The organism is Mesorhizobium sp. SP-1A, from assembly GCF_032460275.1.
In the GTDB taxonomy this organism is placed as follows: Bacteria; Pseudomonadota; Alphaproteobacteria; order Rhizobiales; family Rhizobiaceae; genus Mesorhizobium.
The window spans coordinates 145,854-169,965 of the sequence record NZ_JAVXZD010000004.1; the positions used below are offsets into that span (position 1 = coordinate 145,854).

Below are 24,112 nucleotides of genomic sequence, written 5' to 3' on the forward strand. Positions count from 1 at the left end.
GACTGATTTCCAAATCCAATACATCAAGCTGCGCTCTAGAGCATTTCGCGGCAAGGTGAAATCACCTTGCCTCATGGAAACATGCCCGCGCCCGACCGAACTGTCCTGGCGCCGGCATGTTCGAGGCAGGCCTCAAGCCTTCAGCACGTCCACGCCGGGCAGCGGCTTGCCTTCCATCCATTCCAGGAAAGCGCCGCCGGCGGTCGAGACGTAGGTGAAGTCGTCGGCCACGCCGGCATGATTGAGCGCCGCCACCGTATCGCCGCCACCGGCCACCGAGACCAGCTTGCCCGCCTTCGTGCGGGCTGCCGCGTGCCTAGCCGCCGCCACCGTCGCCCGGTCGAAGGGCTCGATCTCGAAGGCGCCGAGCGGTCCGTTCCACACCAGCGTCGCGGCGCGGTCGATCCACTGGTTGACCGCTTCGACGGTCTTGGGGCCGACGTCGAGGATCATGGCGTCGGCCGGAACCTTATCGACCGCGACCGTCTCGCTGGCGGCGCCGGCCTTGAATTCGCGCGCCACCACGGCGTCGGAAGGCAGGATGATGGCGCAGCCCGACTGCGCGGCCTCGATCATGATCTGCTTGGCGGTGCCGGCCAGATCATGCTCGCACAGCGACTTGCCGACATCGGTGCCGCGGGCGGCGAGGAAGGTGTTGGCCATGCCGCCGCCGATCACCAGCGCATCCACCTTCTTCACCAGATTCATCAATAGGTCGATCTTGGTCGAGACCTTGGCGCCGCCGACGATGGCGATGACGGGCTTGACCGGGCTGCCGAGGCCTTTTTCCAGGGCGTTCAGCTCGGCCTGCATGGTGCGGCCGGCATAGGCAGGCAGGTGGTGCGCCAGCCCTTCGGTGGAGCAATGCGCGCGGTGCGCGGCCGAGAAGGCGTCGTTGACGTAAATGTCGCCATTGGCGGCGAGCGCCTTGGTGAATTCGGGATCGTTCTTTTCCTCGCCCTTGTGGAAGCGGGTGTTTTCCAGCAGCAGGATGTCGCCGTCCTTCATGCTCGCAACTGCGGCGGCCGCTTCCGCGCCGATGCAGTCGGCGGCAAAGGCAACCGGCTTGCCGATCATGGCCGACACGGTGTGGGCGATCGGGTCGAGCGAGAACTCCGGGGCAGGGCTGCCTTTCGGGCGGCCGAAATGCGCGAGCAGGATGACCTTGCCGCCCTTCTTCGACAGTTCGTCGATGGTCGGGATGATGCGCTCGATGCGTGTCGCGTCGCTGACCTTGCCATCGGTGACGGGAACGTTGAGATCGACGCGCAGCAGGACGCGCTTGCCGCGGATGTCGCCCATGTCGTCGAGTGTCCTGAAGCCGGCCATTTCCACCTCTTTCTCCAAAGTTGCCGGGACCATAGCGGCCGGCGCGTTCTATGCAAGGCCGCTCGGGCCCGGCCGCGAAAATCTGTCGCGGCGCCGTCAGGCCTCTCCGCCCGCCTTTTCCGCCGTGGTCATGGCGGGCGGGCCGCCCGTCTCGTCCGAGGCGTGTTTCGGGCCGGCGGGGTGGCGCCATTTGCGTATGAGTTCTGCGATGCGGTCGCCGATCTCGCCCGCGCTCAGGAACACCGGCACTCGTGCCACGGGCGCGGTCGGCTCGAAGGACAGGCCGAGCGCGGTGATGCGGCCCTTGTCGTCGACGTCGCGCACGATCAGCTCGATCGGTCCGATCGGCACGCGATCGGCATATTCGGCATGGCCGTCCAGCCGCTCCACCACCAGCGCGCCGATGGTCAGCTTGCGCTCCTCCTCGGTCAGGCCGGGCGCATAGGCCTGTTCCAGCTCTTCGGCGGGGCGCGCGGGGTCGAGGGCGAAGGCGCCGAAGAATTCGGCATCCTCGGGTTCCACCACGGCGCGGCTGGCGAACAGCTTGTCGAGCAGGCGCGGATAGCGGTCGGGCACGAAGATGTAGACATTGTCGCCGGCCTGCAGCCGGCCCATGTCCTGGAAGCGCATGGAACGCCCCTCGCGCACCACCAGGGACGGCCTCGCCCAGCGCGGAATGCGCTCGCCCCGCGCCACCGGGCTGCCCGGCACGACGCGATAGGCCAGCAACTCGTGATGGGCGGAGCCCGGCAGTTCCAGCTCGACCTTGTCCAGCGGGCCCATGCGGGCGGGCACGATCAGGCCGAGGCGGCGCGCCAGCGGGCCGACGGTCCAGCCCTGCACGACAAGCGACACCAGCACCACGATGAAGGCCGTGTTGAAGATCAGCCGGCCGTGCGGCAAGCCGCCGAGCAGGGGCGTGATGGCCAGCAGGATGGAAACCGCGCCCCGCAGTCCGACCCAGGAGACGAAGGCCACCTCGGGACGCGGCAGGCGGAACGGCACCAGGCAAAGCCATACCGCCACCGGTCTTGCGAAGAAGGCCAGGAACAGGCCGAGCAGGATCGCCGGCAGCAGGATCACGGGAAATTGCGAGGGCGTGGCGAACAGGCCGAGGATCAGGAACATGATGATCTGCGCCAGCCAGGAGATGCCGTCCTGGAAGCGCTTCAGGGTGCTGACGGCGCGGATGTCGGAATTGCCGGCGACCAGGCCCGCCAGATAGACCGCCAGGAAGCCCGAGCCGCCGATGGCGCCGGCACCCGCAAAGACCATCAGCGACAGGGTCAGCACGAAAATGGGCAGCAGTCCCCGGTCGAGATTGAGCAGTTCGACCAGCCGCACGATGGCCATGCCGCCGACGATGCCGGCGGCCGCGCCGAGCCCCATGGTGACGACGAAGCCCAGGACAAGGTCCGCCACCAGCACCCTGGCTTCCGGATTGGCGCCGGCCGCGATGATTTCGACCAGCGTGATGACGAGGAAGATCGCGATCGGATCGTTGGTGCCGGATTCGACCTCCAGCGTCGAGCGCACGCGTTCGCGCAGGTTGATGTCGCCGGCGCGCAGCAGGAAGAACACGGCCGCGGCGTCGGTCGAGGCGACGGAAGCGCCGAGCAGGAAGGATTCCAGCCAGCTCAGGTCCAGCAGGTAGAAGGCGGCCGCGCCGAACAGGCCGGTGGTGAGGAGCACGCCGACCGTGGCGAGCGAAAGCGCCGGTGCTGCCGCCTGCCGCAGCACTTTCAGCGGCGTGCCGAAACCGGAATCGAACAGGATGACCGCCAGCGCCAGCGAGCCGGCGAAATAGGCGACGCGGGCATTGTCGAATTCGATGCCGAGGCCGTCGGCGCCGCTGGCCAGCCCGATGCCGAGGAAGAGCAGCAGCAGCGGGGCGCCGAAGCGGAAGGCGATCAGGCTCGAAAACGCGGCGGCCAGAACGAGGCCAGTGCCCACCAGCGTGACGAGATAGATCGCATGCTCCATCCAGGACGGCCCCTCTATGCCCCCGGGGTCATGATCCATCACTGGTCGAAATGGCGCAGATCCCGGATTTCCGCTTTAACGCAGAGTGGGGCGAAGACATGGCCGCCGCAAGCCGCGGCGACATTTTTTGCCCCGCCGGCCGGAATTTTCCGCGCAACCATGAAAGTCACCAAGAAAAAACGCCCGGCGAGGCCGGGCGTCTTGCGGTTTCGGCGGCTGACAGGCGGATGTCAGGCGATGGTCTTGCCCATGGCCACGGCCGTGTCGGCCATGCGGTTGGAGAAGCCCCACTCGTTGTCGTACCAGGACATGACACGGACGAGGTTGCCGTCGATCACCTTGGTCTGGTCCAGCGCGAAGGTGGAGGAGGCCGGGTTGTGGTTGAGGTCCACCGAGACCAGCGGCTCCTTGGTGTAGGCGAGGATGCCCTTGAGCGGGCCCTCGGAGGCCGCCACCAGCGCGGCATTGACCTCGTCCACGGTCACCGGCTTCTTCGACACGAACTTGAAATCGATGACCGAGACGTTCGGGGTCGGCACGCGGATCGACACGCCGTCGAGCTTGCCCTTCAGTTCCGGCAGCACCAGGCCGACGGCCTTGGCGGCGCCGGTGGAGGTCGGGATCATCGACATGGCGGCGGCACGGGCGCGGTAGAGGTCCTTGTGCATGGTGTCCAGCGTCGGCTGGTCGCCGGTATAGGCGTGCACCGTGGTCATGAAGCCCTTCTCGATGCCGAAGGCGTTGTTCAGCACCATGGCCACCGGCGCCAGGCAGTTGGTGGTGCACGAGGCGTTGGAGATGACGATGTGGTCCTTGCTGATCTTGTCGTGGTTCACGCCATAGACCACGGTCAGGTCGGCGCCGTCGGCCGGGGCCGAGACGATGACGCGCTTGGCGCCGGCCGCCAGATGCGCCGAAGCCTTCTCCTTCGAGGTGAAGATGCCGGTGCACTCGAGCGCGATATCGACGCCCAGTTCCTTCCAGGGAAGCTGGGCCGGGTCCTTGATGGCGGTGACCTTGATGGCGCCGCTGCCGATGGAGATGGTGTCGCCATCCACCTTCACTTCGTGCGGGAAGCGGCCGTGCACGCTGTCGTAGCGCAGCAGATGCGCGTTGGTCTCGACCGGGCCGAGATCGTTGACCGCGACCACCTGGATATCCTTGCGGCCCGATTCGTAGATGGCGCGCAGGATATTGCGGCCGATGCGTCCAAAGCCGTTGATGGCAACCTTAACCGTCATTTTTTGATTCTCCTGGGAGCGATACAGTCAATTCTTGTGCAGGCGCGCTTCGGCAGCCTTCGCCGCGGCTTCGGCGGTTATGCCGAAATGCGGGTAGAGCTTTTCGATCGGGGCGGATGCGCCGAAGCCCTTCATGCCGATGAAGATGCCGTCCGAGCCGATGATGGCATCCCAGCCCTCGCGCACGCCGGCCTCGATGGCCATCCTGATGCCGGCCTTGCCGAGCGTCTTCTCGCGATAGGCCTCGTCCTGTTCGGCGAACAGCTCGAAGCAGGGCACGGAGACGACGCGGGTCGGATGGCCGTGATCCTGAAGCAGCTTGCGGGCGCCGAGCGCGATCTCGACCTCGGAGCCGGTGGCGAAGATGGTGACCGCCGCCTCGCCGCCGTCGGCGGCCGCCAGCTCGTAGGCGCCCCTGCCGCAGAGGTTCTCCTCGACATAGTCGGCGCGCAGCGCCGCCAGGTTCTGCCGGCTGAGCGCCAGCGTCGACGGCGTCTTCTGGTGCTTCAGCGCAAGCTGCCAGCATTCCGCCGCTTCCATCGCGTCGGCCGGCCGGAACACCATATGGTTGGGAATGGCGCGGAGCGCCGCCAGATGCTCGACCGGCTGGTGGGTCGGGCCATCCTCGCCGAGACCGATGGAATCATGGGTCATGACGAAGATCGAGCGGATGCCCATCAGCGAAGCCAGCCGCATGGCCGGGCGGGCGTAATCGGAGAAGCACAGGAAGGTGCCGCCGTAAGGGATGATGCCGCCGTGCAGCGCCAGCCCGTTCATGGCAGCGGCCATGCCGTGCTCGCGGATGCCGTAGTGCACGTAGCGCTGGCCGTAGTCGAGCGGGGTGATGTTCTTGGTCTGGCTGGTCTTGGTGTTGTTGGAGCCGGTGAGGTCGGCGGAGCCGCCGATCGTCTCGGGCACGATGCCGTTGATGACCTCCAGCGCCATCTCCGACGACTTGCGGGTGGCCACCTTTGGCTTGTCGGCGGCCAGCTTCTTCTTGTAGTCGGCGATCGCCGCGTCGAAGCCGGCGGGCAGGTCGCCCTTCATGCGGCGTTCGAATTCGGCGCGCAACTCGGGCTCGGCCTTGGCAAGGCGCGCTTCCCAGTCGGAGCGGGCCTTGGCGCCCTTGCCGCCCGCTTCACGCCAGGCGCCGAGGATGTCGGCCGGAACCTCGAAGGGCGGCGAATCCCAGTTGAAGAATTTGCGGGCGCCGGCGATTTCCTCGGCGCCGAGCGGCGAGCCGTGCGCCTTGGCGGTGCCGGCCTTGGTCGGCGCGCCGAAGCCGATCGTGGTGCGGCAGGCGATCAGGCTCGGCTTGTCGGAATGGCGCGCCGCCTCGATGGCGACCGCGATCGCCTCGGGGTCGTGGCCGTCAACCAGCGTCGCGTCCCAGCCGGAAGCGCGGAAGCGGGCGAGCTGGTCGGTGGAATCGGCCAGCGACACCGGACCGTCGATGGAGATGTCGTTGTGATCCCAGAAGACGATCAGCTTGTTGAGCTTGAGGTGTCCGGCCAGCGTCAGCGCTTCCTGGGAAACGCCTTCCATCAGACAGCCGTCGCCCGCCAGCACATAGGTATAGTGGTCCATCAGGTCGTTGCCGAAGGCGGCGTTCATGATGCGCTCGCCCAGCGCGAAGCCGACCGAATTGGCGAAGCCCTGGCCGAGCGGGCCGGTCGTGGTCTCGATGCCGGTCGCATGGCCGTATTCGGGATGGCCTGCGGTCCTGGAGCCGAGCTGGCGGAAATTCTTGATTTCCTCGATGGTCATGTCCTCGTAGCCCGTCAGGTAGAGCAGCGAGTAGAGCAGCATCGAGCCGTGGCCGGCCGAGAGGATGAAGCGGTCCCGGTCGGGCCAGTGCGGGTTCTTCGGGTCGTATTTCAGGAAGCGGGTAAACAGCACCGTGGCGATGTCGGCGCAGCCCATGGGCAGGCCGGGGTGGCCGGAATTGGCCTTTTCGACGGCGTCCATGGACAGAAAGCGGATCGCATTGGCCATCCGGTCATGTTGTTCGCGCGAGGGCATGGTTCCTCCAGGTAAGGTGAGGGGCTGGGAGAGCCTTCAAAAGGTGCGCGACACATAGCAGGAGGGCGCTTCGAGTCAACAAATCGCTGCTTTTTCACCGTTCGACGCGGATGAACGGCGATTGGCCCGGCGCCCGACAGAGGTCGGCGACGGCTCCCAGTGTAGCGTTTGCGGGGGACAGCGCGAGTGCTTTGTTGACGCATGGTTCAGGCGCCGCCTAATGTTTTGATGGTAACGCGTTCTGATCGCGAACCGATTCGGTGATGGGCGGGGTGCAGGACAAGAACCATGACCGGGGACACGACGCTCAAGGAAGTGATCGCCAGGCTGGGCGGAGCCATAGAGAGCCTTGAAAATGCCGTCGCGGCACGGCTCGAGCACGAGCGCGACTATTCCGAGGCCGAGGCCGAGGTGCAGCGCATGAATGCCGACCGCTCGCGGCTGGCGCAGGAACTCGACAATTCCGAAGCGCGGGCCGAACGGCTGGAAGACGCCAACAAGGAAGTGTCGCGCAGGCTGGTGACCGCGATGGAGACCATCCGCGCGGTGCTCGACAGGTAGGAGCCTCACCATGGCGCAGGTCACGGTTTCCATCGACGGCAAGCAGTACCGCATGGCCTGCGACGAGGGTCAGGAGGAGCACCTCATCGACCTCGCGGAGCGCTTCGACCGCTATGTCATGCACCTGAAGGATTCCTTCGGCGAGATCGGTGACCAGCGGCTCACCGTCATGGCCGGCATCATGGTCATGGACGAACTGACCGAGCTGCAGAAGCGCATCAAGGGCATGGAGAGCGAGGTGCAGACCCTGCGCAAGACCCGCGACGATGCTCTGAACAAGGCCGACAAGAACGACCAGGCGCTGACCGGGGCGCTCGGCGCGGTGGCCCAGCGCATCGAGGACCTCGCCGAAAAGCTGAGCGTGCGGCCAAACTCCGGCTGATTGATCCCGGCCGCGCCGTCATGGCGCGGCGAACGTCCGGCGAAATCGCTTGCGGCCCTCCTTGCAGGCGGATTTAATGTCCCCGATCCAGCAAGCCCGCAAAGGCTGCGCCTGCCGTTGGCCGGCGCAATCGGCGGCACGCTGCAACGCAGGAAGGGAAAGACCATGAGCCTTCGCATCAACGACACGGCCCCGGATTTCACTGCCGAGACGACCGAGGGGCCGATTCATTTCCATGAGTGGATCGGCGACGGCTGGGCGGTGCTGTTCTCGCATCCCAAGAACTTCACGCCGATCTGCACCACCGAACTGGGCACGATGGCGGGGCTGGAAGGCGAGTTCAGGAAACGCAACGTCAAGATCATCGGCATCTCGGTTGACCCGGTGGAGAGCCACCGCAAGTGGAAGGCCGACATCGAGAAGGCCACCGGCAACGCGGTGCACTACCCGATGATCGGCGACCGCGACCTCAAGGTCGCCAAGCTCTACGACATGCTGCCGGCCGGCGCGGGCGACACCTCCGAAGGGCGCACGCCGGCCGACAACGCCACGGTGCGGTCGGTGTTCGTCATCGGCCCGGACAAGAAGATCAAGCTCATCCTGACCTACCCGATGACGACGGGGCGCAATTTCGCCGAGATCCTGCGCGCCATCGATTCCATCCAGCTCACGACGAAATATCCGGTCTCCACGCCCGCGGACTGGAAACCGGGCGAGGACATCGTCATCGCCGGCTCGGTGTCGGACGAGGAGGCCACCAAGCGCTTCGGCGCCTTCGAGGCCATCCTGCCTTACCTGCGCAAGGCCAAGCAGCCGTCTGGCTGACGTATCCCGGAACAATTTTCGGTCTCAGGCGAGCCTGCGGCAACACGGTTCTTGACTGGCGGCGTTCTGCGCACGACCATGCTCCGATCAAGCAGTCACGGAGAAAATCATTTCCCGTGACTGCCAGCGGAGAGGGGAGCTGGAAGTGGACGTTTCGACTGCTCGGCCCATGGTCACCGGCTTCTATGACAAGCCGACGGGATCGATCCAATATGTCGTTGCGGACCCGGTCACCCGACATTGCGCCATCATCGATCCCGTGCTCGACTTCGACGAGAAATCGGGCGCGACCGGCACCGCCAACGCCGATGCGCTGCTCGACTTCATCAAGGAGCAGGAATTCACGCTCGAGTGGATCCTGGACACCCATCCCCATGCCGACCATTTCTCGGCCGCGTATTATCTGAAGCAGAAGACTGGCGTTCCGACCGCCATCGGGGCGCGCGTCACGGACGTCCAGAACCTCTGGAAGGTGATCTACAACTGGCCCGATTTCCCGGCCGACGGCTCGCAATGGGACCGGCTGTTCGCCGACGGCGAGAGCTTCTCGATCGGCCGGCTGCCGGTGCGGGTCATACATTCGCCGGGACATACGCTCGCGTCCATCACCTATGTCGTGGGGGATGCCGCCTTCATCCACGACACGCTGTTCATGCCCGACAGCGGTACGGCGCGCGCGGATTTTCCGGGCGGCAGCGCCGCGCGGCTGTGGCGTTCGATCCAGGATATTCTGGCGCTGCCCGACGAGACGCGTCTGTTCACCGGCCACGACTATCAGCCGGACGGACGCGAGGCGCGCTGGGAAAGCACGGTGGCGGAGCAGAAGGCGACGAACAGCCATATGTCCACCTGCCGTTCGGAAGCGGAGTTCGTCGCGGTGCGCGAGGCGCGCGACAGGACGCTGCCGATGCCGCGCCTGATCCTGCATGCGCTGCAGGTCAACATCAATGGTGGGCGCCTGCCCGAGCCGGAGGCCAACGGCCGCCGGTACCTGAAGTTTCCGTTGAACGCCTTGTAAGCAAGGCACGCATCCTCTTCCGACAGGGCCAATCGCGAGTCGTCAGGGCAGCGCGTGCAACCTCTCCATGCCCCGTGCATTGATCTTGCGCGAGGGACGAAATCGAAGTTGGAGACGTTCCATGAGAAAACTGCTCGCCATCGCGGCTGCCGCACTGCTTGCCAGCGGCTCCTTTGCTTTCGCCCAAAGCTCCTCGTCCGGCCAGAGCGGCCAAACCACGATGCCCAAACCGTCAACGAATTCGATGTCCGACACATCCGTGGTCACGGGCGCAAAGGTGGACACTCCCACCTTTATTAAAACCGTTCCAAGCGCCAACGAATTCGAGATCCGGTCGTCGGAAATGGCGTTGAAGAAGGCTTCCGGTGCCGATGTAAAGAAATTCGCCAGGCAAATGGTCAAGGACCACACCAAGGCCGGCAAGAACTTCAAGGCCGCGCTCAAGAAGGTCGAGTCGGCATCGGCCGATGCCAACCCGCCGCTGCAACCCAAGGAGCAGCAGATGCTGGACGAGCTCAAGGGCCTTTCAGGGGATCAATTCCAGGCGAAGTACATCGAAATGCAGACGCAGGCGCATGAGGAAGCCGTGGCGCTTTTCAGCGGATATACGCATTCCGGTGACAATCCGGCGCTGAAGGAGTTCGCCAAGAAAACGCTGCCCACGCTCAAGATGCACGAGAAAATGATCAAGGAAGTGGGCGCGTCGCACAAGGGCTGATCGCGGCATTTCCATCGAGCAGTAGCCAGGCAAGGCCACAAAAGAAAGCGGCGCCGGAAGATCCGGCGCCGCAGTCGTCTTCAATTCGGGTCGGCGCTTAAGCGGCCGGCTGCGCCTCTATGGTGCGCAGGGCCTGCGCCTGCTTCTTGGCGGCGGCTTTCACCGCATCCTGCACCTTCTCGAAGGCGCGCACCTCGATCTGGCGCACGCGCTCGCGGCTGATGTCGAACTCGCCGGACAGTTCTTCCAGCGTCAGCGGCTCTTCGGCCAGACGGCGCGCCTCGAAGATGCGGCGCTCGCGGTCGTTGAGCACCGACATGGCGCCCGCCAGCATGTTGCGGCGGTTGTCCAACTCGTCCTGCTCGATGAGCATCTGCTCCTGGCTGTCGTGGTCGTCCACCAACCAGTCCTGCCACTCGCCGGACTCACCTTCGCTGGCGCGGATGGGCGCGTTCAGCGAGGCATCGCCGGACAGGCGGCGGTTCATCGACACCACCTCCTCCTCGGATACGTTGAGGCGGGTGGCGATCTCGGCGATCTGGTCGGGCTTCAGGTCGCCCTCGTCGAGCGCCTGGATCTTGCCCTTCACCTTGCGGAGATTGAAGAACAGCCGCTTCTGATTGGCGGTGGTGCCCATCTTCACCAGGCTCCACGAACGCAGGATGTATTCCTGGATCGAGGCCTTGATCCACCACATGGCATAGGTGGCCAGCCGGAAGCCGCGCTCCGGCTCGAACTTCTTCACGGCCTGCATGAGGCCGACATTGCCTTCCGAGATGACCTCGCCGATCGGCAGGCCGTAGCCGCGATAGCCCATGGCGATCTTGGCCACGAGCCGGAGGTGGCTGGTGACGAGCTTGTGGGCGGCATTGGTGTCGTCATGCTCCTGATACCGCTTGGCGAGCATGTACTCTTCCTGCGGCTGGAGCATCGGAAAGCGACGGATTTCTTCCAGATAGCGGGCCAGGCCGCCTTCCCCGGAAACGATGCTTGGTAGTGTCTGGGCCATTACAGCGCCCTCCCTCTTTGACGTGATGCCCCCGAAACGCGGCGGGCATATGACGCGGACGCCGAAGCGCACGTCCACGGAACCAGCTTATATAGGAACAAAACCGGAAAATATAGCGTTTGTTCAACTCGAAACAGTGTGTCACGGTAAAGTGAACAACGCCAGTCAGGTTTATTGAAGGACAGTTCAAAACTCGCGAAACGCCTGGACAAGCTCCGACATATCGCTTGGCATCGGGGCTTCGAACGCTATCGTCATATGGGTATCCGGATGCCGGAATTCAAGCAGGCGTGCGTGCAGAGCCTGGCGCGGGAAGGCTTTCACCTTTTCCCGCAACGGCTCGGGCAGGCGGTTGGCCTTGGTGCGGAAGGCCTGGCCGTAATCGGGATCGCCCACCAAAGGGTGGCCGATATGGGCCATGTGAACGCGGATCTGGTGCGTCCGGCCGGTCTCCAGCCGGCATTCAACCAGCGCGGCGTCGGCAAATTCCTTCCGGTCTTCGCCGAAACGTTCCTGCACGGTGAAGTGGGTGACGGCATGGCGGGCGTCGTCGCGGTGTTCCGGCACTACGGCGCGGCGCACGCGGTCGGAGGCGCGGCCGAGCGGAGCGTCGATGGTGCCGACGGCGCGCGAAGGAATGCCCCAGACCAGCGCGACATAGGCGCGCTTGAGGTCGCCTTCGCGGCCGTGATCGGCGAAGGCTTCCGAAAGGGCGCGGTGGGCACGGTCGGTCTTGGCTACCACCATGACGCCGCTGGTATCCTTGTCCAGCCGATGCACGATGCCTGGCCGCTTCACGCCGCCGATGCCCGACAGGCTCTCCCCGCAATGGTGGATCAGCGCATTGACCAGCGTGCCGGTCCAGTTGCCGGCGCCGGGATGCACCACCAGCCCGGCCGGCTTGTTGATGACGATGAGCGCGTCGTCCTCGTAGAGGATGTCGAGGGCGATTTCCTCGCCCTGCGGATCGGCCGGCTCGGGCTCGGGCAGGGCCACCTCGACACGCTCGCCGGCCGCGAGCTTGCGCTTGGCGCTGTCGGCGACATTGCCACCGATGCGCACGGCGCCCTGCTTGATGAGCGCCTGCACCCGGCCGCGCGAGAAATCCGGCGCCATCCGCGCCGCTAGCCATTGGTCGAGCCGAAGGCCAGCGGCGTCCGCGCCGGCTTCCAACACTATCAATCCTTGCCCGTCTTCGCTATCAGGTGCGCCCATCGAAACCGTTCCGGGATTTTCTCGCCCATGGCCAGGATGGACGAAGAGGAAGACAAGCCGCTCGACCCGCATGTCGAAAACGTGCGCCGGAAACTCGTGCGCTTCATGGCGGTCAATCTCGGCCTGCTTTTCCTTGCCCTTATGGTGGTGGGCGGCGCGCTTGTCTACAAGTCCCGCAGCGCCCGGGCGCCTGCGGCATCGCCAGCCGCTGAAATCCCGACCCCTGCCGGCGCCCCGCTGGCGGGCGACATCGTGCTGCCGGTGGGGGCGAAGATCATGTCGCAATCGCTGTCGGGCAACCGGGTCTCGATCGATGCCGAACTTGCCGATGGCGGCCGAACGATCTTCGTCTATGATTTCGCCGAACAGCGCATGGTCGGCCGCTTCGCCATCCGCAACCGCTGAAACAAGATCCCGGAAATTCCAGATCATGCGCCAGCAGGATGCAGAGGCCGGTTGGAGCGAAATTTCCGTAATTGGCTCCATCTGCTGCGGGAACTGATTTCGGCCTGTTGCTTTTCCGAATTCGGCAGTCTATATGGCGCCTCACGGCTGCGCCCATCGTCTAGCGGTCAGGACGGCGCCCTCTCACGGCGCAAACAGGGGTTCGATTCCCCTTGGGCGTACCAATCCTCCTTTTGCAGTCAAAGATTTCAATAAGTTATCTTCGGTTTCGCCTAACCCCTCTGGCTGGTTAGGCAATTTGATGTCGAAGGAATCCGCCATCTTCGTCATGGCGGCCATCGACAGGCGCTTCTGATCTGCCTCGCGGATATAGGTCATCACCTCGTTGATATTCTGGTGGCCCGTTATCGCCATGATTTCCGGCGCGCTTGCCCCAGCTTCCGCCAGACGTCGGCAAGCAGCCTTCCGCAAGCCGTGAGGCGATGCCTGTGCGGTTATCCCGGCGTCGGCAGCCGCTTCGGTAATGAAGCCGGTGAATGCCTTCTCCGAACGCGCCTTGCCGAAGCTCGTAATGATGAACGTCTCGTCCTTGCGCGGCCTGTCTTTGAGGAAGCGCCATAGCTCATCATGAATCGGGATGGATAGCTCGACGCCGGTCTTCTGCGCCGTGATCTCAATCCGTTTCCCGAATACATGCTTCCAGCCCACGCGAACCGCATCAGAACGGCGCAGGCCGGTGTAGAGCAGGATCTCGAAAGCCACCCGCTGCGGCGTGTCCCTCGCCCACTTGACGCGGAATGCCGCGATGTTCTGCTCGCTCCAGGTGCGATAGCCAACGGTCTTCTTGCGGACGCGCTTGGCCTCCTTGACGGGATTGGAGCGCGCCAACCCAGCGCCGATCGCGAACTCGAATAGCTGGCGGAGCCGTTTGCGCATGTGGATGGCCGCGCCGGGCTTTAGCTCGTCCAGCACGCGGTTGACGTCGACGGTGCCCATTCCAGCCAGCGGAAGGTGTCCATAGCCCTTGCGGAACCGCTCCAGCGTATTCCGATAGGTCTGCTGGGTGATGGGCGCCAGCGCGCGAAATTCGACGGACTGGTAGTATCGCCCGATCGCCGCCGATACCGAACCGGCAGGCGTCTGCGGGCTGACAGGCGCGCCCTCGCCTTCCATGGCCTTGTGGTAGGCAATCCAGAACGCTTCGCTGTACAGCGGGCCGGGAAGCACGATCTGCTTCTGGCCGGGGCGCCGCAGATAAATGCGAACCGTACCGTGGCGATCAGCGTAGGTGTTTACGTATCGGGGCTTGCGGTGTCTTGCCAATGTCTTTCCCATGCGGTCGCTTCAGGGGTGTTGTCGTTAGCGGGCGAAACGCCCGGCTTGCCGTCGAACAAAAAGTCGAGGTCGTGACGGTCGTAAATCTCAACGCCGAACATGCGGCGCGGCGCCGGGATTTCTCCCAGCGCACGCTGCTTGTCGAAATGGCTTGGTGATATGCCGAGGTACGCCGCAGCGGCAGCCCTGCGAAGGCCGCGCGGCGCGACGCCAATCGGCAGCGCACCACGGTTATCGTTGTCGGCGCGCATTTAAGATGCCATCGAGTGGATGGGTCGCGAGCGATGCCCAAAGACGATTCGGCGCTCCTTCTTCGCGATGTCTTTGTGGCCACTAACGTCGGCCCGACGAATCGCCGCTATCGTCTCGGCCGCGGAACCCGTAATCGTGTAAATATTGTGCACCCACCCGGTCTGCCAGTTGTAATCCGCGTCAGCCAATGCGCGCCTGACAATGGCGGGCAGTTTCTCGAAAATGGCGAAGTGATCCGGTTCGTACTCGCCATAATTCATGTTCACGTCGCGCTTCATCGCGGCCCCTCCATCATCGCCATGATGTAAGTCTCGGCGCCGATCTCGCGCAGTGCACCAAGCCTCAACCGTTCCGGCAGAACGCCCCATGCAGCGAAAAAATCCGACAGGACAAGCTCGTCATCTTCATTGGGTTGAATGGGCTTTGTCGCCTTTCGCCGTGCGGCCCTCATCGCCGCTTTAACTTCTGCTGCGGTATCCCATTCCGGCTCGGGCTTCTCGACTTTCTGACGCGCTGATCGAACCTCTGCGGCAATCGTGGACGTCTTCAACTTCTCACCCGCGGCGATGCGCTCCACCAGTCGCTCGCGAACATCATCCGGAACAGATGGAGCGGCGAGCTTCATCAGGTTCGTGGGCGAAGTCTGCGAAATAATTTCGCACCGATCGCCGAAAACTTCGGCCGATCGGATGAAAAGCTGCGCCAGCCTGACGCTGATGCCGCACTCGGACTCGCACCATTCGGCAAAGATGGCGAGTTTGACTGCTTGCCGTGCCTTCACGAGGTCGCGGCCGATCTCGATCATGTCGGCCGCCGTCCGCTTCAATCGCTTTCGGATGCCAACTGCGCATCGATGAAGGATGGCTGATGCGTCCGCGTCCATCGATGAATATGAAAAGAGATCCTTCACTGCTCCTCCTGTGGCCGGTGCTGTCAATATTCGGTACGTTTCATGTACCGGTCGTCAAGTGGCCCGCCGCCGTTGGCGCAGCGACGGGCCGGTCACTCTACGCGTTTGGCGCCGCGGAGCGTCCTAACAGGGCATGAGCCTGTAAGTGCCCACCCACTCTTTCCCATCCACTTCCTTCCAGTGGACAAGCCACCGCCCTTCGCCATCGAAAATAGCGCGGATGGCGCTGCGGCCTTTGATATTGTCCCGCATTCTGCAAGGCACGTTCTCCGTGTCGCGTTCGCCCAGGCCGGCGGCGCAAAGGCAGGGTTGGCGTTTCGCCTTTTTGGATTTGGTGGCGGCGGTTGCGTGGGCGTTCATTCGGGGTGCTCCTGTTGATTGATTCCGATAATGTTGATAGGAATATATCAATCTGGAATCATGTCAATAGGAAGCAATCATTTTGATTGAAAAGTATCAAGTCAGTGGTAGGCAGATTGCTGCCGGGCGCGCGCTAACCGGCCTTGATCAGAAAAAGTTAGCAGACGCCGCCCGCATTTCGTTGCCCACGCTAAGACGCATGGAGGCAAGTGAAGGACAAGCGGCTGGCCTGCCCAATAACGTGCTTGCGGTACGCGCTGCCCTCGAAACCGCCGGCGTAATCTTCATCGATAGCAACGGCGACGGGCCGGGGGTTCGGCTCAGAAAAGATTGACTCCTTTCCGACCAAGGCGCAGCATTCTCCGGGGTTAGGGGATGGGGGCAATGAAAGATCCGGAAGAATTACTCGTCTTTGGCAACGACCGTATTACAAGCCGACAGATCGACGAGCTAATTGGCCTTGCCCGCGGCCTCGTTGCCGACAGCCATATCAACCAGCAAGAGGTTGAATTTCTCCAGAAATGGTTGGCGGCAAATCTACATATCAGCGGCCAGCCGATTGTTCATACGCTCTACCGCCGAGTGAATGAGATACTTGCGGATGGTATTGTTGATGACGATGAAAAGGCTGAATTGCTCGATACGCTAAACCGATTTTCAAACCGTGATTTCGAGCTCGGCGAGGTTCTTAAATCAACGACTCTCCCACTGTGCAATCCGGCTCCCGAGATCGAGTTTGAAGAGCACCGCTTCTGTTTCACTGGCACCTTCAACTTTGGACAACGGAAAGACTGTGAGCGCGCCGTAGAGAACCGGGGCGGCGTGACCGGCAGTATTACGCAGAAGACCGATTATCTAGTGATCGGGATTTACGCGACCGACTCGTGGAAGCACTCGTCCTTTGGAAATAAAATCCTAAAGGCGGCCGAGTTGCGAGATGCAGGCTATCCGGTGCGGATCGTGAGTGAGGAGCATTGGGTGAAGCATCTGTAGCACTGGTCGTTAGGATTGCGTGGTGCATGTAACGGAGTCTTCGTACTAAGCAGCCTCCACCGCCACACCCAACTGCCACGGCGCCGCCAGCCGCACATAGCCGCCGGGCTTTTTCGTTGACTCCCTCTCCCCCCGCCGCCGCGACGATAACGGCGTATTGAGCTACTCATGACGTCCAAGCCGATCCTGCTCTATGGGCTAACTCCTGCGCAGATCGCGCTCATTGATCGACTGGCCGCAGCCGAGAACGGCATCAACCTGGACAAGCTCGAATACCGTGAAGTTGTCGTGTGGATGGAACTCAACAAGCTCGGCATGGCCAACATGACGGTCCAACGTCGCAAGTCCGTCATCGTGCTGACCGATCTTGGCGCACGGGTCCGCGACGCCGGCTACCTATCCAAGAAGCCTATCGTGCGCCTAACCGAGCCGCAGATCGCCGCGTTGCGCTTCCTCGCCGGAGGGCCGCGTACCTTTAGCGATATGCCGGGTCACATGGTCGACGTTTGCCGTCGCCTCGGCATACGCGGATGGGCCGAGTGGAAGGGAGAGGTTGACGGGCCGAACTGGATGCGGATCACAGCCGCAGGGTGGCAAATCTTGAAGTTGGTAGACTCCTCCGGCAAAGTGACAATTTAAATGCCACTTTTGGGAACGTTCGCGGAACATTCTCAATCTTTGGCTCGTCTCTCCTAGTCGTCCCTGAGTTGTATCTGCACACGATATATGTTTTCCTCCCCGAGGGTTTGGGAGAGAAACATGAAATCGACAATTGCGGCTGTTGCCGCGTTAGCGCTGCTATCCGGCTGCGCATCGGTCGTGCGCCGCCGAAGAAAGGGCCGGTCAAAACCGGGCCGCATCTAAGCTAAGGATTTGGCCACCGACGTTGACGTCTTTGATTTGACGGACGCATGTTGGTGGTGGAATGAAATGGGGATGGCACTATGAGCGTCGAAGAAAAGCTTCGTGTATTGGCGGATCGCATAAGAACTCATTCCAGTGCGATGCTTACCGAAGAGGCACTCAAAACGGCAATCGTTCTGCCGTTCCTTTCGGCGCTCGACTACGATGTTTTTAATCCTGATGAGGTCATTCCAGAATTCTGCGCAGACGCAGTTGGGAAGAAGGGCGAGAAGGTTGATTACGCCATTAAGATCGATGGCGAAATTCGTATTCTCATTGAATGCAAGCCGATTTCTACAATTTTGGAGAAGTTGCACCTGGCACAATTATATCGTTATTTCTCGGTAACAAATGCCAGGTTCGCGATACTAACAAACGGTCGAACATTTCATTTTCACACAGACTTGGTCGCTCCTAACAAGTTGGATGAGCGCCCCTTCCTCACGTTCGATCTATCTGATCTTCAAGGTCAGTTGACGGTGGAATTGAAGAAGTTCGCCAAAGGCGAGTTCAATGTTGACGGTATCCTCCAGTCGGCGCACCGCCTCAAATACACCTCCGCGATCAAGAAAGAGATAGCCAGTGTGATGGAAAATCCGCCAGAGGACTTTGTCCGCATGGTGACGGGTGATCTCTATCAGGGCCGATTTACCGCTCAAGTGAAGGAGCAGTTCACGCCCATGGTGAAGGCGGCATTCCGCGAAATTGTCCGAGAGTCGGTGCAATCCAGGTTGTCCAACGCCTTGGCCGAAACCGAGGTGTCGGAGATTGGTGCCGACGACGTTGAGTCGGAAGAGGTCGTGACCACCGAGGAGGAACGTGAAGGCTTTATGATTGTAAGAGCAATCGTTCGGGATATTCTGAAGCCCGCACGGGTCGTTATGAGAGACCAAAAAAGCTATTGCGGTATTCTTATCGACAACAACAATCGAAAGCCATTGGTCCGCCTCTGGTTTAATCGTAGTGTGAAATATCTTGGCCTTTTCGACGGAGAGAAGGAAGACAAGGTAAAAGTCGACAGTCTTGATGAAATATATGAGCACGCAGACCGTATCAGGGAAACTGCGAAGGCCTACGTAGTCGCGTAGGCCCTCAAGCCCGGCACAATCTTCTCCCCCACCTTATCCTCCGGCCACACATGGATCCTTTCCACCGTGCAGCCGTCTCGCCGAACGATCGTCAGGTCGATATGGCCGCCGACCGCGTGAATGGCAGGGCAAGCCGGGGCGCCCAGAGGCACATGCTTGTGGCGGCGCATATTGTTGAAGATCGGTAGCGCGGCCTCGCGCAACCCGTCTTGAAGGTTGAAGCCATCAAAATCGGCTTCACTAGAAGCGCCGGCCACCACCAGGTCTTCGCAAGCGGCAATGGAATACCGCTCGCGGCCCGTGCCGTAAACATCCTCGGAAACCAGGTGCAGAAGCTGCGGCCCGTCCGTTTCCGAGATGGCGGCGACGAGTAGCTCGAAGGCCGGGCACGGCGCGTTGATTGCCGCGTAGAAGTTTGCCAGGAATTCGATTTCCTCCAGCGCCTCGTCAACGCTGCTCGCCTCATCGGCGCGGCGCGTAAACTGCTTCGCTACGAACTCAACGTTGCCGGACGCACCGCGGCCAGTGACGGCCAGCGGCAGGCGTTCGGCATGCCATACTTTCCGCTCGATCGACTTCAAGGCTCCCGTGTTCTCGTCGTATTGGGCACCGTCCGACAACATCTCAATCCTGTCGTCGTACACCTTCGCCATAAACGCGCTCATGCCGTCGCTCCATAAATTCCGCCCACTATGGCGCCGCCGGATTCGTTAACGCCGAAAAGACGATCCAGGCCCAGGTTGATTAACTTGTCGGCCAGGCGCTTCAGTGCATCGCCAAGCGCGTCCGCAGCCGATTTCCCGCTGGTCAGTCCGTCGACGAATGTGCCGGCGAAATCGCGCGCCGCTCCGTTCGCTTCCTCAGCCGCCTGTCGGACTTTGTCCTGCGATTCCGCAAGGCGGTCAGCCTCAGCGCTGGCACTCGCATATGCGTCCGCAGCGTTGTCGATCTCGGCCGCAAGCTGCGGGGTAACTTCTTTTCCGGCCTTCTGCGCGGCGGTCAGCAATTCCTGCTTGGCACGGGCTTTCTCGACGGCATAACCATAGTCGTCGACGAGCGGGTTAATGCCTGCCATGGCGGTCGTCTCTGCCTGAATGGCGGCGGTGCGTTCTTTTATCGACTGGATCTCGCGCTGGTAGTCATCCTGCCGCTGACGCGTGCCTTTCTTTCCGCCCGCTACCGGATAGTCGTCGAGCGTGATCGGCTTGGTGACGGTGCCGTTCTTGACCGTGATCTCAGTGCCGCTGCGGCCTTCCTTCGGCACGGTATACGTTGTACCGGCGAAGGCACCGTCAATCCGTTCCTGAATTCGGCCGGGACCGATGTACGGCTTCGCGCCGTAGGACTCGCCCACTTTGGCAAGGCCGGTCGCCTGTCCGAAATCCGCGGCGGCCTGGAGAACAGCGTCAGTAGCCTTATTGATCCAGCCCACAAAACCGGCGATCGGCCCATCGCCGACACCGGAGAAGACGCTGCCGATTTCCTGCAATGCCTCCGTCAACGGCCCGTTCAAAAACCGCGTCAGCATCTTGGTGGCCTCGGTCGAATCGTCGAACCTGGTGGCGACGTCAACCAGGACATTTTGCAACCGGACGAATGCCCCCGAAACGGTCTGCTCGGCTCCGGCCGCTCGATCGGCCAAGGTCGTGGCACCCGCGGAGAACCCAGCGAAAAAAGCCTTAGATGAAAGCTTGCCGTCGACAACCAGTTGTTTCAGCTTGGCAACACTACCGCCGGCCTCCTTGATGCCAGCCGCCGCGGCCTGTGCAATGGTGGGGGCGCCTTCGAGGATGCTGTTGAATTCTTCAGCATGAACGGTGCCGCTACCCAACGCCTGGCCAAGCTGAAGCAGCGCGCCGCTCGCCTCAGTGGCGTTAGTACCGGCAACACGCAGCGCCAGAGCTACATTGTCGGTAAACTTGAGCAACTGCTCAGACGATACGCCGAGGTCCTTCTGTTGTTGTGCGGCGCGGCCATAAAGCGTGACCAGCGCTTCGATCGGCGCCGAGTTCTTCTGTGCGGACGCGAATAGTCGCTGATACACCTTGTCCAGTTCGGCGCCAGCCAGCCCTGCAACCTTCAGCGCATTTTTAATATGCGTCGCGCTGTCCAGCAGGTTCTTCACGGCACCGGCCGAAAACCCGGCCGCAAGACCGCCAAGCAGGCCTTTGCCGAGGCCGAGGCTGAATTCCTGCTGAATGCCACCAAGTGACCGGCGGAGGCTCGCGCCGAGGCCGGCAGTTTGCCTTTTGACCTGATCGACGCCCTTTTGGAAATTGGCGCTATTCAGACCCAAGTCGACATAGATACCACCAAGGCTAGTTGCCATCGGCAACCTCCTCAACCAGGTCCGCCATTTCCGCGCCGGCTGTCTTGTTTTCGAAATAAGCGCGCAGCGACTTGCCTACTTCTGCGCCAACAGCAGGCACACCGTGCTCGTCGATCAGCCTGCCGGCCTGCTCGACATCGATAAATGCGTACGGCATTTTCGGGTATTGTGCTGCCATGACGCCCGCGGCCAGTAGCGCGCGCAATGTCGAAAGCGACGGGCCGCTTCTGGATTCCAGTTCCGCTATCATGTCGACAAACGGCCGACCGAGCGCTGCCTCGGCCGCACAGATCGAGTTGGTATTGAATAATAGATTCACTTGGCTATCCCTTTCTTTGCGGCGCGCGCTGCAATACGCTTGGCTGATTTTTCCATTTCGATTTTCAGGTCGGCGGCGATGTCGCGCGGCACGCTCCGTTCGCCTTGCCGTAACGCCGGCCCCATGAAGGGCTGCGCGCCGGAATGGCGCGTGCCAAACTCAGCGAAGATCGCGTGCGGGGCCGTCGCTTGGACGCGCACGGTTGCGGAGGCACCTTGGCCGGCAGCGGCACGATTGGCCCCACGAGCCGCGATGGCGGCCTCTTCCTTGCTGGCGCCGCCGCGCATGGCTTCAGCGAACGCGGCTTTGCCCGCGTTGTGCCGAATGACTTCCATTCCAATACTCTTTCGAAGTGCGCCCGTCCGAACCGGCGCTGCCGTCTTGGCGGCGTCTACAATGGGTTTGGCGGCACGCTTCAGGGCGCGTTCGAGGATCCCGCGCTGAGTGGATTTCTTGAATTGTTCGAGACCTCGCTGAAGCTCGGCGAGGCCTTCGATCTTCAATGCGGTTGCCATGGGTCTCCCTCCCGGCCTCGGGCCGGGTTAACTGTGTTCATTCGCATTTAATTAAATTCATCGCCGTATGGGGTCGTATGGGCATCGACCTAAAATCCGCATTGCTGCTGTTCGGGCCGATAGTGATGGCGCTCGGCATCGCCGTGGCCATCGTTGCGTTTGGTGATCCGAATTTGCCGGTTGGCGTCGACCCGACAACGACAGCAGCGACGGGGCGCTAGGGCGCGGACCCTCATATTTTCAATTGGAAAAATGCGCGCGTTGGGGCCGGACCGGTCCTCTGGATTCGGCGCTGGGAGAGACTACGATCGCCCCCCCCCGGCCTCGCGCGCGTTGCGCGCGCACGCGCGAGGCGAAAACTGTATTTGCGTTGTTGCGAGGGGACAGGCGCCGCTAGGCGCGGGCGTGGCTCCAGGGATCAGAGCCGCCCCCTACCTGGCCAGCGCCAAGGCGAGTACCAAGGCGCAGGCTGCTGCAAATGCAAGCCGCGCCGTCATGCGATGCCGCGCAGCTTCTGTTCCATCTCAGCCCTCATGCGGACACGGCGCGCGGCGGCTGAAGCGTTGGTGTGGGTGAGACTAGCGCTAGTTGTCGGGTATGCTGGGTTGTAGGTCAGCGTCACCTCGAACAGATCGACGTCTGTAAGTGTGCGCAACGGCAACTTTTCGCCACCGTCCTGCCATGTCTCGGCTTGCGCTCGGAAGCTGAAGCTGCAGCCCTTCACGTCCTGTCTTCCGACCGTTCCGAGAGCGGTTTGCCCTTCCGGTGTCGTGGGGTCGACATCAAGCGAGAACCACAGACCGATTCGATCTTGCCGAAGCGTCAACGTTCCTGCGGTCGTGCGGCCGAGCACACGCCCGGAGTCGTGATCGAGTAGTGCGGTGACATCCGGTCGCTCGCGTAATGTACGGGTAAATGCGCCGGGTGCCAGTCGCTCGCGGAACTCGCCGGCAATAACGGTCTCGTCCCCAAAGCGGGCCGCATACCCGGAAATGACATTATCTGCCAACCGTCGCCTCCGCAGCTTTCAGCCTAGCCTCGCGCATTCCGAGCTTTGACTTGGCACGCAAAGCGCGTGCAATGGCTTCCGGCGAAGTGTCGGCGTACCGAACCTCGCCGCCCGGCATGACAATGCGGCGACTGGATTTGCCACGGCGTTCGGTCGATCTCTCAAGCATAGTAGCGGGCCTCCTTTGCCTCACGAAGATATCGTTGAACGTGCCCGTCGCGGACGTCGCCGAGGAAGCGCGGAGGCATCGGCACAAGCTGGGTCCAGGCGATATCTTCGGCCTCCAGATCGTTCCTCAGTTGTTCATATTCCCGGTGCGCCGCGTTCACCGCTTCCAGCGCCTTGCAAATTGCGGCAACGCGTTTCGCATATTCAGGCCGTACAGCCTCGCAAATGGTGACGCTTGCCGTCGTTCGTTCACTCCGTAGGCGCTCTCGGATAACACCGTGCGCCTGCTCGATGTCACCAAGCTGACGCGTGATTTCGGCAACGCGAGCGCGGGCGTGCGATTTTGAAAAGCCATCGCCCTCATCGCCCAGCAATTCGGCAACGCGCACGGTGGATGCGGTACGTGTGTCGGCCTCGATCTGCTGGATCAAATCCGACCGCTCGCGCTCCAGGCCGGAGCGTAGCTGGTCAAGTTCCCGACGCTTATCGAGCAGGCCGGCGTAAACGGCGCTCGACTCTTCCAGGGAAGGAACGCGGAATTCTTCGGCCGCAGCAGCGACTTTCTTCAAAAGTGCCATATCAATTTTCTCCGAAAAGATTGCGCGCGGCCAGGAACAGGGCCGCGTATGGAATTACAGTCGCCCGGCGTTGCTTGGCCGACTGCCAATGACCCGCGAGCGAACCGGGCGGCAAAAAGCGCGCTACGCCGTCCGCTGCGTGAAAGGCAACCTCCGGCCAGGTCGCGACCACCTCGACGTCGAACTTCGACTGGCCATCGCCGTAAGCAGTATTCCAGATGATGTCGTGCAGGACATCGAAGGCCGTTCGCCTGGTCGGCCGAATTGCCTCCGGCATCACCGACACGCCGACGCCGTTCGGCGTCGTGCTGGCCAGTTCGGTTGTTGCCTTTGTGACCTTTGAGAGCGGCGCGCCCGACGCTATGGCAAGCAGAAGCAGCGCGAAGTCCGACTCGTTGATCGCGACGGCGACGCCGGGTGCACCGGGTGTAAGCAAATTGTCTTCGAGAAGGCGGCGCGCGACGGTGCGCGTGCGCGCGGCCGGAAAGCCGCCGTAGGTTTCTAGGACCGCGGCGGTCGCGGCGAGGGTGGCCATGTAGTGGCTCCTTTCGTTGGAAAAATGCGCGAAATGCGAATGTTGAGTGCAAAAAGAAACCGCCGGCCCTTACGACCGGCGGCGCCGCGGCTAGACCTCGCGGAAAGGTG

29 protein-coding genes and 1 tRNA gene are annotated in these 24,112 nt (G+C 62.3%); 12 read left to right on the top strand and 18 right to left on the bottom strand.

The annotated features are described in order from the left end of the window. Window positions 1-132 precede the first annotated feature (132 nt). From QU595_RS19015 to tkt, 4 genes are all read right to left on the bottom strand, one after another. Entirely contained in the window at window positions 133-1,329 is a 1,197-nt protein-coding gene (locus QU595_RS19015; RefSeq protein WP_315924801.1) for a phosphoglycerate kinase, read from the bottom strand. 96 nt (window positions 1,330-1,425) lie between these two features. Continuing rightward, the gene (locus QU595_RS19020; protein ID WP_315925688.1) at window positions 1,426-3,312 is read right to left on the bottom strand and encodes a potassium/proton antiporter; all 1,887 of its coding nucleotides are present in this window, start codon (window positions 3,310-3,312) and stop codon (window positions 1,426-1,428) included. A 230-nt stretch (window positions 3,313-3,542) separates the two neighbouring features. Next, a complete protein-coding gene (gene gap / locus QU595_RS19025; RefSeq protein WP_315924803.1) occupies window positions 3,543-4,553 on the bottom strand; it encodes a type I glyceraldehyde-3-phosphate dehydrogenase in 1,011 nt (336 codons plus the stop codon). Between the two features lie 27 nt (window positions 4,554-4,580). Then, window positions 4,581-6,575, bottom strand: a complete 1,995-nt coding sequence (tkt, locus tag QU595_RS19030) for a transketolase (RefSeq protein WP_315924805.1) — start codon at window positions 6,573-6,575, stop codon at window positions 4,581-4,583. Window positions 6,576-6,863: 288 nt separating this feature from the next. Between tkt and QU595_RS19035 the strand changes: the two genes are divergently transcribed. From QU595_RS19035 to QU595_RS19055, 5 genes are all read left to right on the top strand, one after another. Next, window positions 6,864-7,136, top strand: a complete 273-nt coding sequence (locus QU595_RS19035) for a DUF4164 domain-containing protein (RefSeq protein ID WP_315924807.1) — start codon at window positions 6,864-6,866, stop codon at window positions 7,134-7,136. Window positions 7,137-7,146: 10 nt separating this feature from the next. Then, on the top strand, window positions 7,147-7,518 hold the full coding sequence (locus QU595_RS19040; RefSeq protein ID WP_315924809.1) for a cell division protein ZapA: 372 nt from the start codon (window positions 7,147-7,149) through the stop codon (window positions 7,516-7,518). A 165-nt stretch (window positions 7,519-7,683) separates the two neighbouring features. Then, complete coding sequence (locus QU595_RS19045) at window positions 7,684-8,343, top strand: peroxiredoxin (protein ID WP_315924811.1); 660 nt, start codon at window positions 7,684-7,686, stop codon at window positions 8,341-8,343. 169 nt (window positions 8,344-8,512) lie between these two features. Then, entirely contained in the window at window positions 8,513-9,361 is an 849-nt protein-coding gene (locus QU595_RS19050; RefSeq protein WP_410000538.1) for an MBL fold metallo-hydrolase, read from the top strand. Between the two features lie 121 nt (window positions 9,362-9,482). Next, window positions 9,483-10,079, top strand: coding sequence for a DUF4142 domain-containing protein (locus tag QU595_RS19055; RefSeq protein WP_315924814.1), 597 nt, complete (start codon window positions 9,483-9,485; stop codon window positions 10,077-10,079). 97 nt (window positions 10,080-10,176) lie between these two features. Here the strand turns inward: QU595_RS19055 and rpoH are convergent, their stop codons facing one another. Both rpoH and QU595_RS19070 read right to left on the bottom strand, forming a co-directional pair. After that, window positions 10,177-11,088, bottom strand: coding sequence for an RNA polymerase sigma factor RpoH (gene rpoH, locus QU595_RS19060; RefSeq protein WP_410000529.1), 912 nt, complete (start codon window positions 11,086-11,088; stop codon window positions 10,177-10,179). A gap of 186 nt (window positions 11,089-11,274) precedes the next feature. Then, entirely contained in the window at window positions 11,275-12,303 is a 1,029-nt protein-coding gene (locus tag QU595_RS19070; RefSeq protein WP_315924815.1) for an RluA family pseudouridine synthase, read from the bottom strand. 27 nt (window positions 12,304-12,330) lie between these two features. Here QU595_RS19070 and QU595_RS19075 point away from each other — a divergent pair, with 27 nt between their 5' ends. Both QU595_RS19075 and QU595_RS19080 read left to right on the top strand, forming a co-directional pair. Continuing rightward, window positions 12,331-12,708, top strand: coding sequence for a fimbrial protein (locus QU595_RS19075; RefSeq protein ID WP_315924816.1), 378 nt, complete (start codon window positions 12,331-12,333; stop codon window positions 12,706-12,708). Window positions 12,709-12,857: 149 nt separating this feature from the next. Further along, window positions 12,858-12,932: transfer RNA gene (locus QU595_RS19080), tRNA-Glu, on the top strand. Here QU595_RS19080 and QU595_RS30230 read toward each other — a convergent pair. The 5 genes from QU595_RS30230 to QU595_RS19100 all read right to left on the bottom strand — a co-directional run bounded on the left by QU595_RS30230 (window position 12,892) and on the right by QU595_RS19100 (window position 15,565). Continuing rightward, complete coding sequence (locus tag QU595_RS30230) at window positions 12,892-14,043, bottom strand: tyrosine-type recombinase/integrase (RefSeq protein WP_410000539.1); 1,152 nt, start codon at window positions 14,041-14,043, stop codon at window positions 12,892-12,894. The two genes, QU595_RS19080 and QU595_RS30230, sit on opposite strands and share 41 nt — an antisense overlap. After that, the gene (locus tag QU595_RS19085; RefSeq protein WP_315924817.1) at window positions 14,001-14,294 is read right to left on the bottom strand and encodes a hypothetical protein; all 294 of its coding nucleotides are present in this window, start codon (window positions 14,292-14,294) and stop codon (window positions 14,001-14,003) included. The genes QU595_RS30230 and QU595_RS19085 overlap by 43 nt, the downstream gene beginning before the upstream one ends. Beyond that, window positions 14,295-14,573: a hypothetical protein gene (locus tag QU595_RS19090; RefSeq protein WP_315924818.1), complete on the bottom strand. Its 279-nt coding sequence runs from the start codon at window positions 14,571-14,573 to the stop codon at window positions 14,295-14,297. Beyond that, window positions 14,570-15,205 (bottom strand): hypothetical protein, encoded by a 636-nt coding sequence (locus QU595_RS19095; protein ID WP_315924819.1) that lies wholly within the window; start codon window positions 15,203-15,205, stop codon window positions 14,570-14,572. The genes QU595_RS19090 and QU595_RS19095 overlap by 4 nt, the downstream gene beginning before the upstream one ends. A 123-nt stretch (window positions 15,206-15,328) precedes the next feature. Continuing rightward, window positions 15,329-15,565 (bottom strand): hypothetical protein, encoded by a 237-nt coding sequence (locus tag QU595_RS19100; protein ID WP_315924820.1) that lies wholly within the window; start codon window positions 15,563-15,565, stop codon window positions 15,329-15,331. Window positions 15,566-15,647: 82 nt separating this feature from the next. Between QU595_RS19100 and QU595_RS19105 the strand changes: the two genes are divergently transcribed. From QU595_RS19105 to QU595_RS19120, 4 genes are all read left to right on the top strand, one after another. Next, window positions 15,648-15,899, top strand: coding sequence for a transcriptional regulator (locus QU595_RS19105; RefSeq protein ID WP_315924821.1), 252 nt, complete (start codon window positions 15,648-15,650; stop codon window positions 15,897-15,899). Window positions 15,900-15,949: 50 nt separating this feature from the next. After that, window positions 15,950-16,558, top strand: coding sequence for a BRCT domain-containing protein (locus QU595_RS19110; protein ID WP_315924822.1), 609 nt, complete (start codon window positions 15,950-15,952; stop codon window positions 16,556-16,558). Between the two features lie 168 nt (window positions 16,559-16,726). Next, window positions 16,727-17,197: a hypothetical protein gene (locus QU595_RS19115; protein ID WP_315924823.1), complete on the top strand. Its 471-nt coding sequence runs from the start codon at window positions 16,727-16,729 to the stop codon at window positions 17,195-17,197. Between the two features lie 305 nt (window positions 17,198-17,502). Continuing rightward, window positions 17,503-18,549 (top strand): type I restriction enzyme HsdR N-terminal domain-containing protein, encoded by a 1,047-nt coding sequence (locus QU595_RS19120; protein ID WP_315924825.1) that lies wholly within the window; start codon window positions 17,503-17,505, stop codon window positions 18,547-18,549. Here QU595_RS19120 and QU595_RS19125 read toward each other — a convergent pair. From QU595_RS19125 to QU595_RS19140, 4 genes are read right to left on the bottom strand one after another with little or no spacing between them, the layout of a single operon-like run. Next, entirely contained in the window at window positions 18,534-19,214 is a 681-nt protein-coding gene (locus QU595_RS19125) for a hypothetical protein (RefSeq protein ID WP_315924827.1), read from the bottom strand. The genes QU595_RS19120 and QU595_RS19125 overlap by 16 nt on opposite strands. Beyond that, the gene (locus QU595_RS19130) at window positions 19,211-20,878 is read right to left on the bottom strand and encodes a tape measure protein (RefSeq protein ID WP_315924830.1); all 1,668 of its coding nucleotides are present in this window, start codon (window positions 20,876-20,878) and stop codon (window positions 19,211-19,213) included. The genes QU595_RS19125 and QU595_RS19130 overlap by 4 nt, the downstream gene beginning before the upstream one ends. After that, the gene (locus QU595_RS19135; RefSeq protein WP_315924832.1) at window positions 20,868-21,197 is read right to left on the bottom strand and encodes a hypothetical protein; all 330 of its coding nucleotides are present in this window, start codon (window positions 21,195-21,197) and stop codon (window positions 20,868-20,870) included. Before QU595_RS19135 ends, QU595_RS19130 begins: the two co-directional genes overlap by 11 nt. Beyond that, a complete protein-coding gene (locus tag QU595_RS19140) occupies window positions 21,194-21,712 on the bottom strand; it encodes an HK97-gp10 family putative phage morphogenesis protein (protein WP_315924834.1) in 519 nt (172 codons plus the stop codon). Before QU595_RS19140 ends, QU595_RS19135 begins: the two co-directional genes overlap by 4 nt. Before the next feature lie 77 nt (window positions 21,713-21,789). On the opposite strand from QU595_RS19140, the gene QU595_RS19145 reads away from it, so the two are divergent. Next, the gene (locus QU595_RS19145) at window positions 21,790-21,933 is read left to right on the top strand and encodes a hypothetical protein (RefSeq protein WP_315924835.1); all 144 of its coding nucleotides are present in this window, start codon (window positions 21,790-21,792) and stop codon (window positions 21,931-21,933) included. Between the two features lie 272 nt (window positions 21,934-22,205). On the opposite strand, the gene QU595_RS19150 is transcribed toward QU595_RS19145, so the two are convergent. The 3 genes from QU595_RS19150 to QU595_RS19160 all read right to left on the bottom strand — a co-directional run bounded on the left by QU595_RS19150 (window position 22,206) and on the right by QU595_RS19160 (window position 24,002). Beyond that, complete coding sequence (locus QU595_RS19150; protein ID WP_315924837.1) at window positions 22,206-22,721, bottom strand: HK97 family phage prohead protease; 516 nt, start codon at window positions 22,719-22,721, stop codon at window positions 22,206-22,208. A gap of 161 nt (window positions 22,722-22,882) precedes the next feature. Next, window positions 22,883-23,467: a hypothetical protein gene (locus QU595_RS19155; RefSeq protein WP_315924838.1), complete on the bottom strand. Its 585-nt coding sequence runs from the start codon at window positions 23,465-23,467 to the stop codon at window positions 22,883-22,885. 1 nt (window position 23,468) lies between these two features. Continuing rightward, the gene (locus QU595_RS19160) at window positions 23,469-24,002 is read right to left on the bottom strand and encodes a hypothetical protein (protein ID WP_315924839.1); all 534 of its coding nucleotides are present in this window, start codon (window positions 24,000-24,002) and stop codon (window positions 23,469-23,471) included. Window positions 24,003-24,112 lie beyond the last annotated feature (110 nt).

Excerpts from the sequence above, each read along its gene's own strand:
- QU595_RS19040 (WP_315924809.1), top strand. The coding sequence starts at position 7,147 with ATGGCGCAGGTCACGGTTTCCATCGACGGCAAGCAGTACCGCATGGCC.
- QU595_RS19085 (WP_315924817.1), bottom strand. The coding sequence starts at position 14,294 with ATGCGCGCCGACAACGATAACCGTGGTGCGCTGCCGATTGGCGTCGCG.
- QU595_RS19015 (WP_315924801.1), bottom strand. The coding sequence starts at position 1,329 with ATGGCCGGCTTCAGGACACTCGACGACATGGGCGACATCCGCGGCAAG.
- QU595_RS19125 (WP_315924827.1), bottom strand. The coding sequence starts at position 19,214 with ATGAGCGCGTTTATGGCGAAGGTGTACGACGACAGGATTGAGATGTTG.
- QU595_RS19070 (WP_315924815.1), bottom strand. The coding sequence starts at position 12,303 with ATGGGCGCACCTGATAGCGAAGACGGGCAAGGATTGATAGTGTTGGAA.
- QU595_RS19145 (WP_315924835.1), top strand. The coding sequence starts at position 21,790 with ATGGGCATCGACCTAAAATCCGCATTGCTGCTGTTCGGGCCGATAGTG.
- QU595_RS19055 (WP_315924814.1), top strand. The coding sequence starts at position 9,483 with ATGAGAAAACTGCTCGCCATCGCGGCTGCCGCACTGCTTGCCAGCGGC.
- QU595_RS19020 (WP_315925688.1), bottom strand. The coding sequence starts at position 3,312 with ATGGAGCATGCGATCTATCTCGTCACGCTGGTGGGCACTGGCCTCGTT.
- QU595_RS19090 (WP_315924818.1), bottom strand. The coding sequence starts at position 14,573 with ATGAAGCGCGACGTGAACATGAATTATGGCGAGTACGAACCGGATCAC.
- tkt (WP_315924805.1), bottom strand. The coding sequence starts at position 6,575 with ATGCCCTCGCGCGAACAACATGACCGGATGGCCAATGCGATCCGCTTT.
- QU595_RS19160 (WP_315924839.1), bottom strand. The coding sequence starts at position 24,002 with ATGGCCACCCTCGCCGCGACCGCCGCGGTCCTAGAAACCTACGGCGGC.
- QU595_RS19035 (WP_315924807.1), top strand. The coding sequence starts at position 6,864 with ATGACCGGGGACACGACGCTCAAGGAAGTGATCGCCAGGCTGGGCGGA.
- rpoH (WP_410000529.1), bottom strand. The coding sequence starts at position 11,088 with ATGGCCCAGACACTACCAAGCATCGTTTCCGGGGAAGGCGGCCTGGCC.
- QU595_RS19130 (WP_315924830.1), bottom strand. The coding sequence starts at position 20,878 with ATGGCAACTAGCCTTGGTGGTATCTATGTCGACTTGGGTCTGAATAGC.
- QU595_RS19140 (WP_315924834.1), bottom strand. The coding sequence starts at position 21,712 with ATGGCAACCGCATTGAAGATCGAAGGCCTCGCCGAGCTTCAGCGAGGT.
- QU595_RS19155 (WP_315924838.1), bottom strand. The coding sequence starts at position 23,467 with ATGGCACTTTTGAAGAAAGTCGCTGCTGCGGCCGAAGAATTCCGCGTT.
- QU595_RS19050 (WP_410000538.1), top strand. The coding sequence starts at position 8,513 with ATGGTCACCGGCTTCTATGACAAGCCGACGGGATCGATCCAATATGTC.
- QU595_RS19045 (WP_315924811.1), top strand. The coding sequence starts at position 7,684 with ATGAGCCTTCGCATCAACGACACGGCCCCGGATTTCACTGCCGAGACG.
- QU595_RS19100 (WP_315924820.1), bottom strand. The coding sequence starts at position 15,565 with ATGAACGCCCACGCAACCGCCGCCACCAAATCCAAAAAGGCGAAACGC.
- QU595_RS30230 (WP_410000539.1), bottom strand. The coding sequence starts at position 14,043 with ATGGGAAAGACATTGGCAAGACACCGCAAGCCCCGATACGTAAACACC.
- QU595_RS19120 (WP_315924825.1), top strand. The coding sequence starts at position 17,503 with ATGAGCGTCGAAGAAAAGCTTCGTGTATTGGCGGATCGCATAAGAACT.
- QU595_RS19115 (WP_315924823.1), top strand. The coding sequence starts at position 16,727 with ATGACGTCCAAGCCGATCCTGCTCTATGGGCTAACTCCTGCGCAGATC.
- gap (WP_315924803.1), bottom strand. The coding sequence starts at position 4,553 with ATGACGGTTAAGGTTGCCATCAACGGCTTTGGACGCATCGGCCGCAAT.
- QU595_RS19075 (WP_315924816.1), top strand. The coding sequence starts at position 12,331 with ATGGCCAGGATGGACGAAGAGGAAGACAAGCCGCTCGACCCGCATGTC.
- QU595_RS19110 (WP_315924822.1), top strand. The coding sequence starts at position 15,950 with ATGAAAGATCCGGAAGAATTACTCGTCTTTGGCAACGACCGTATTACA.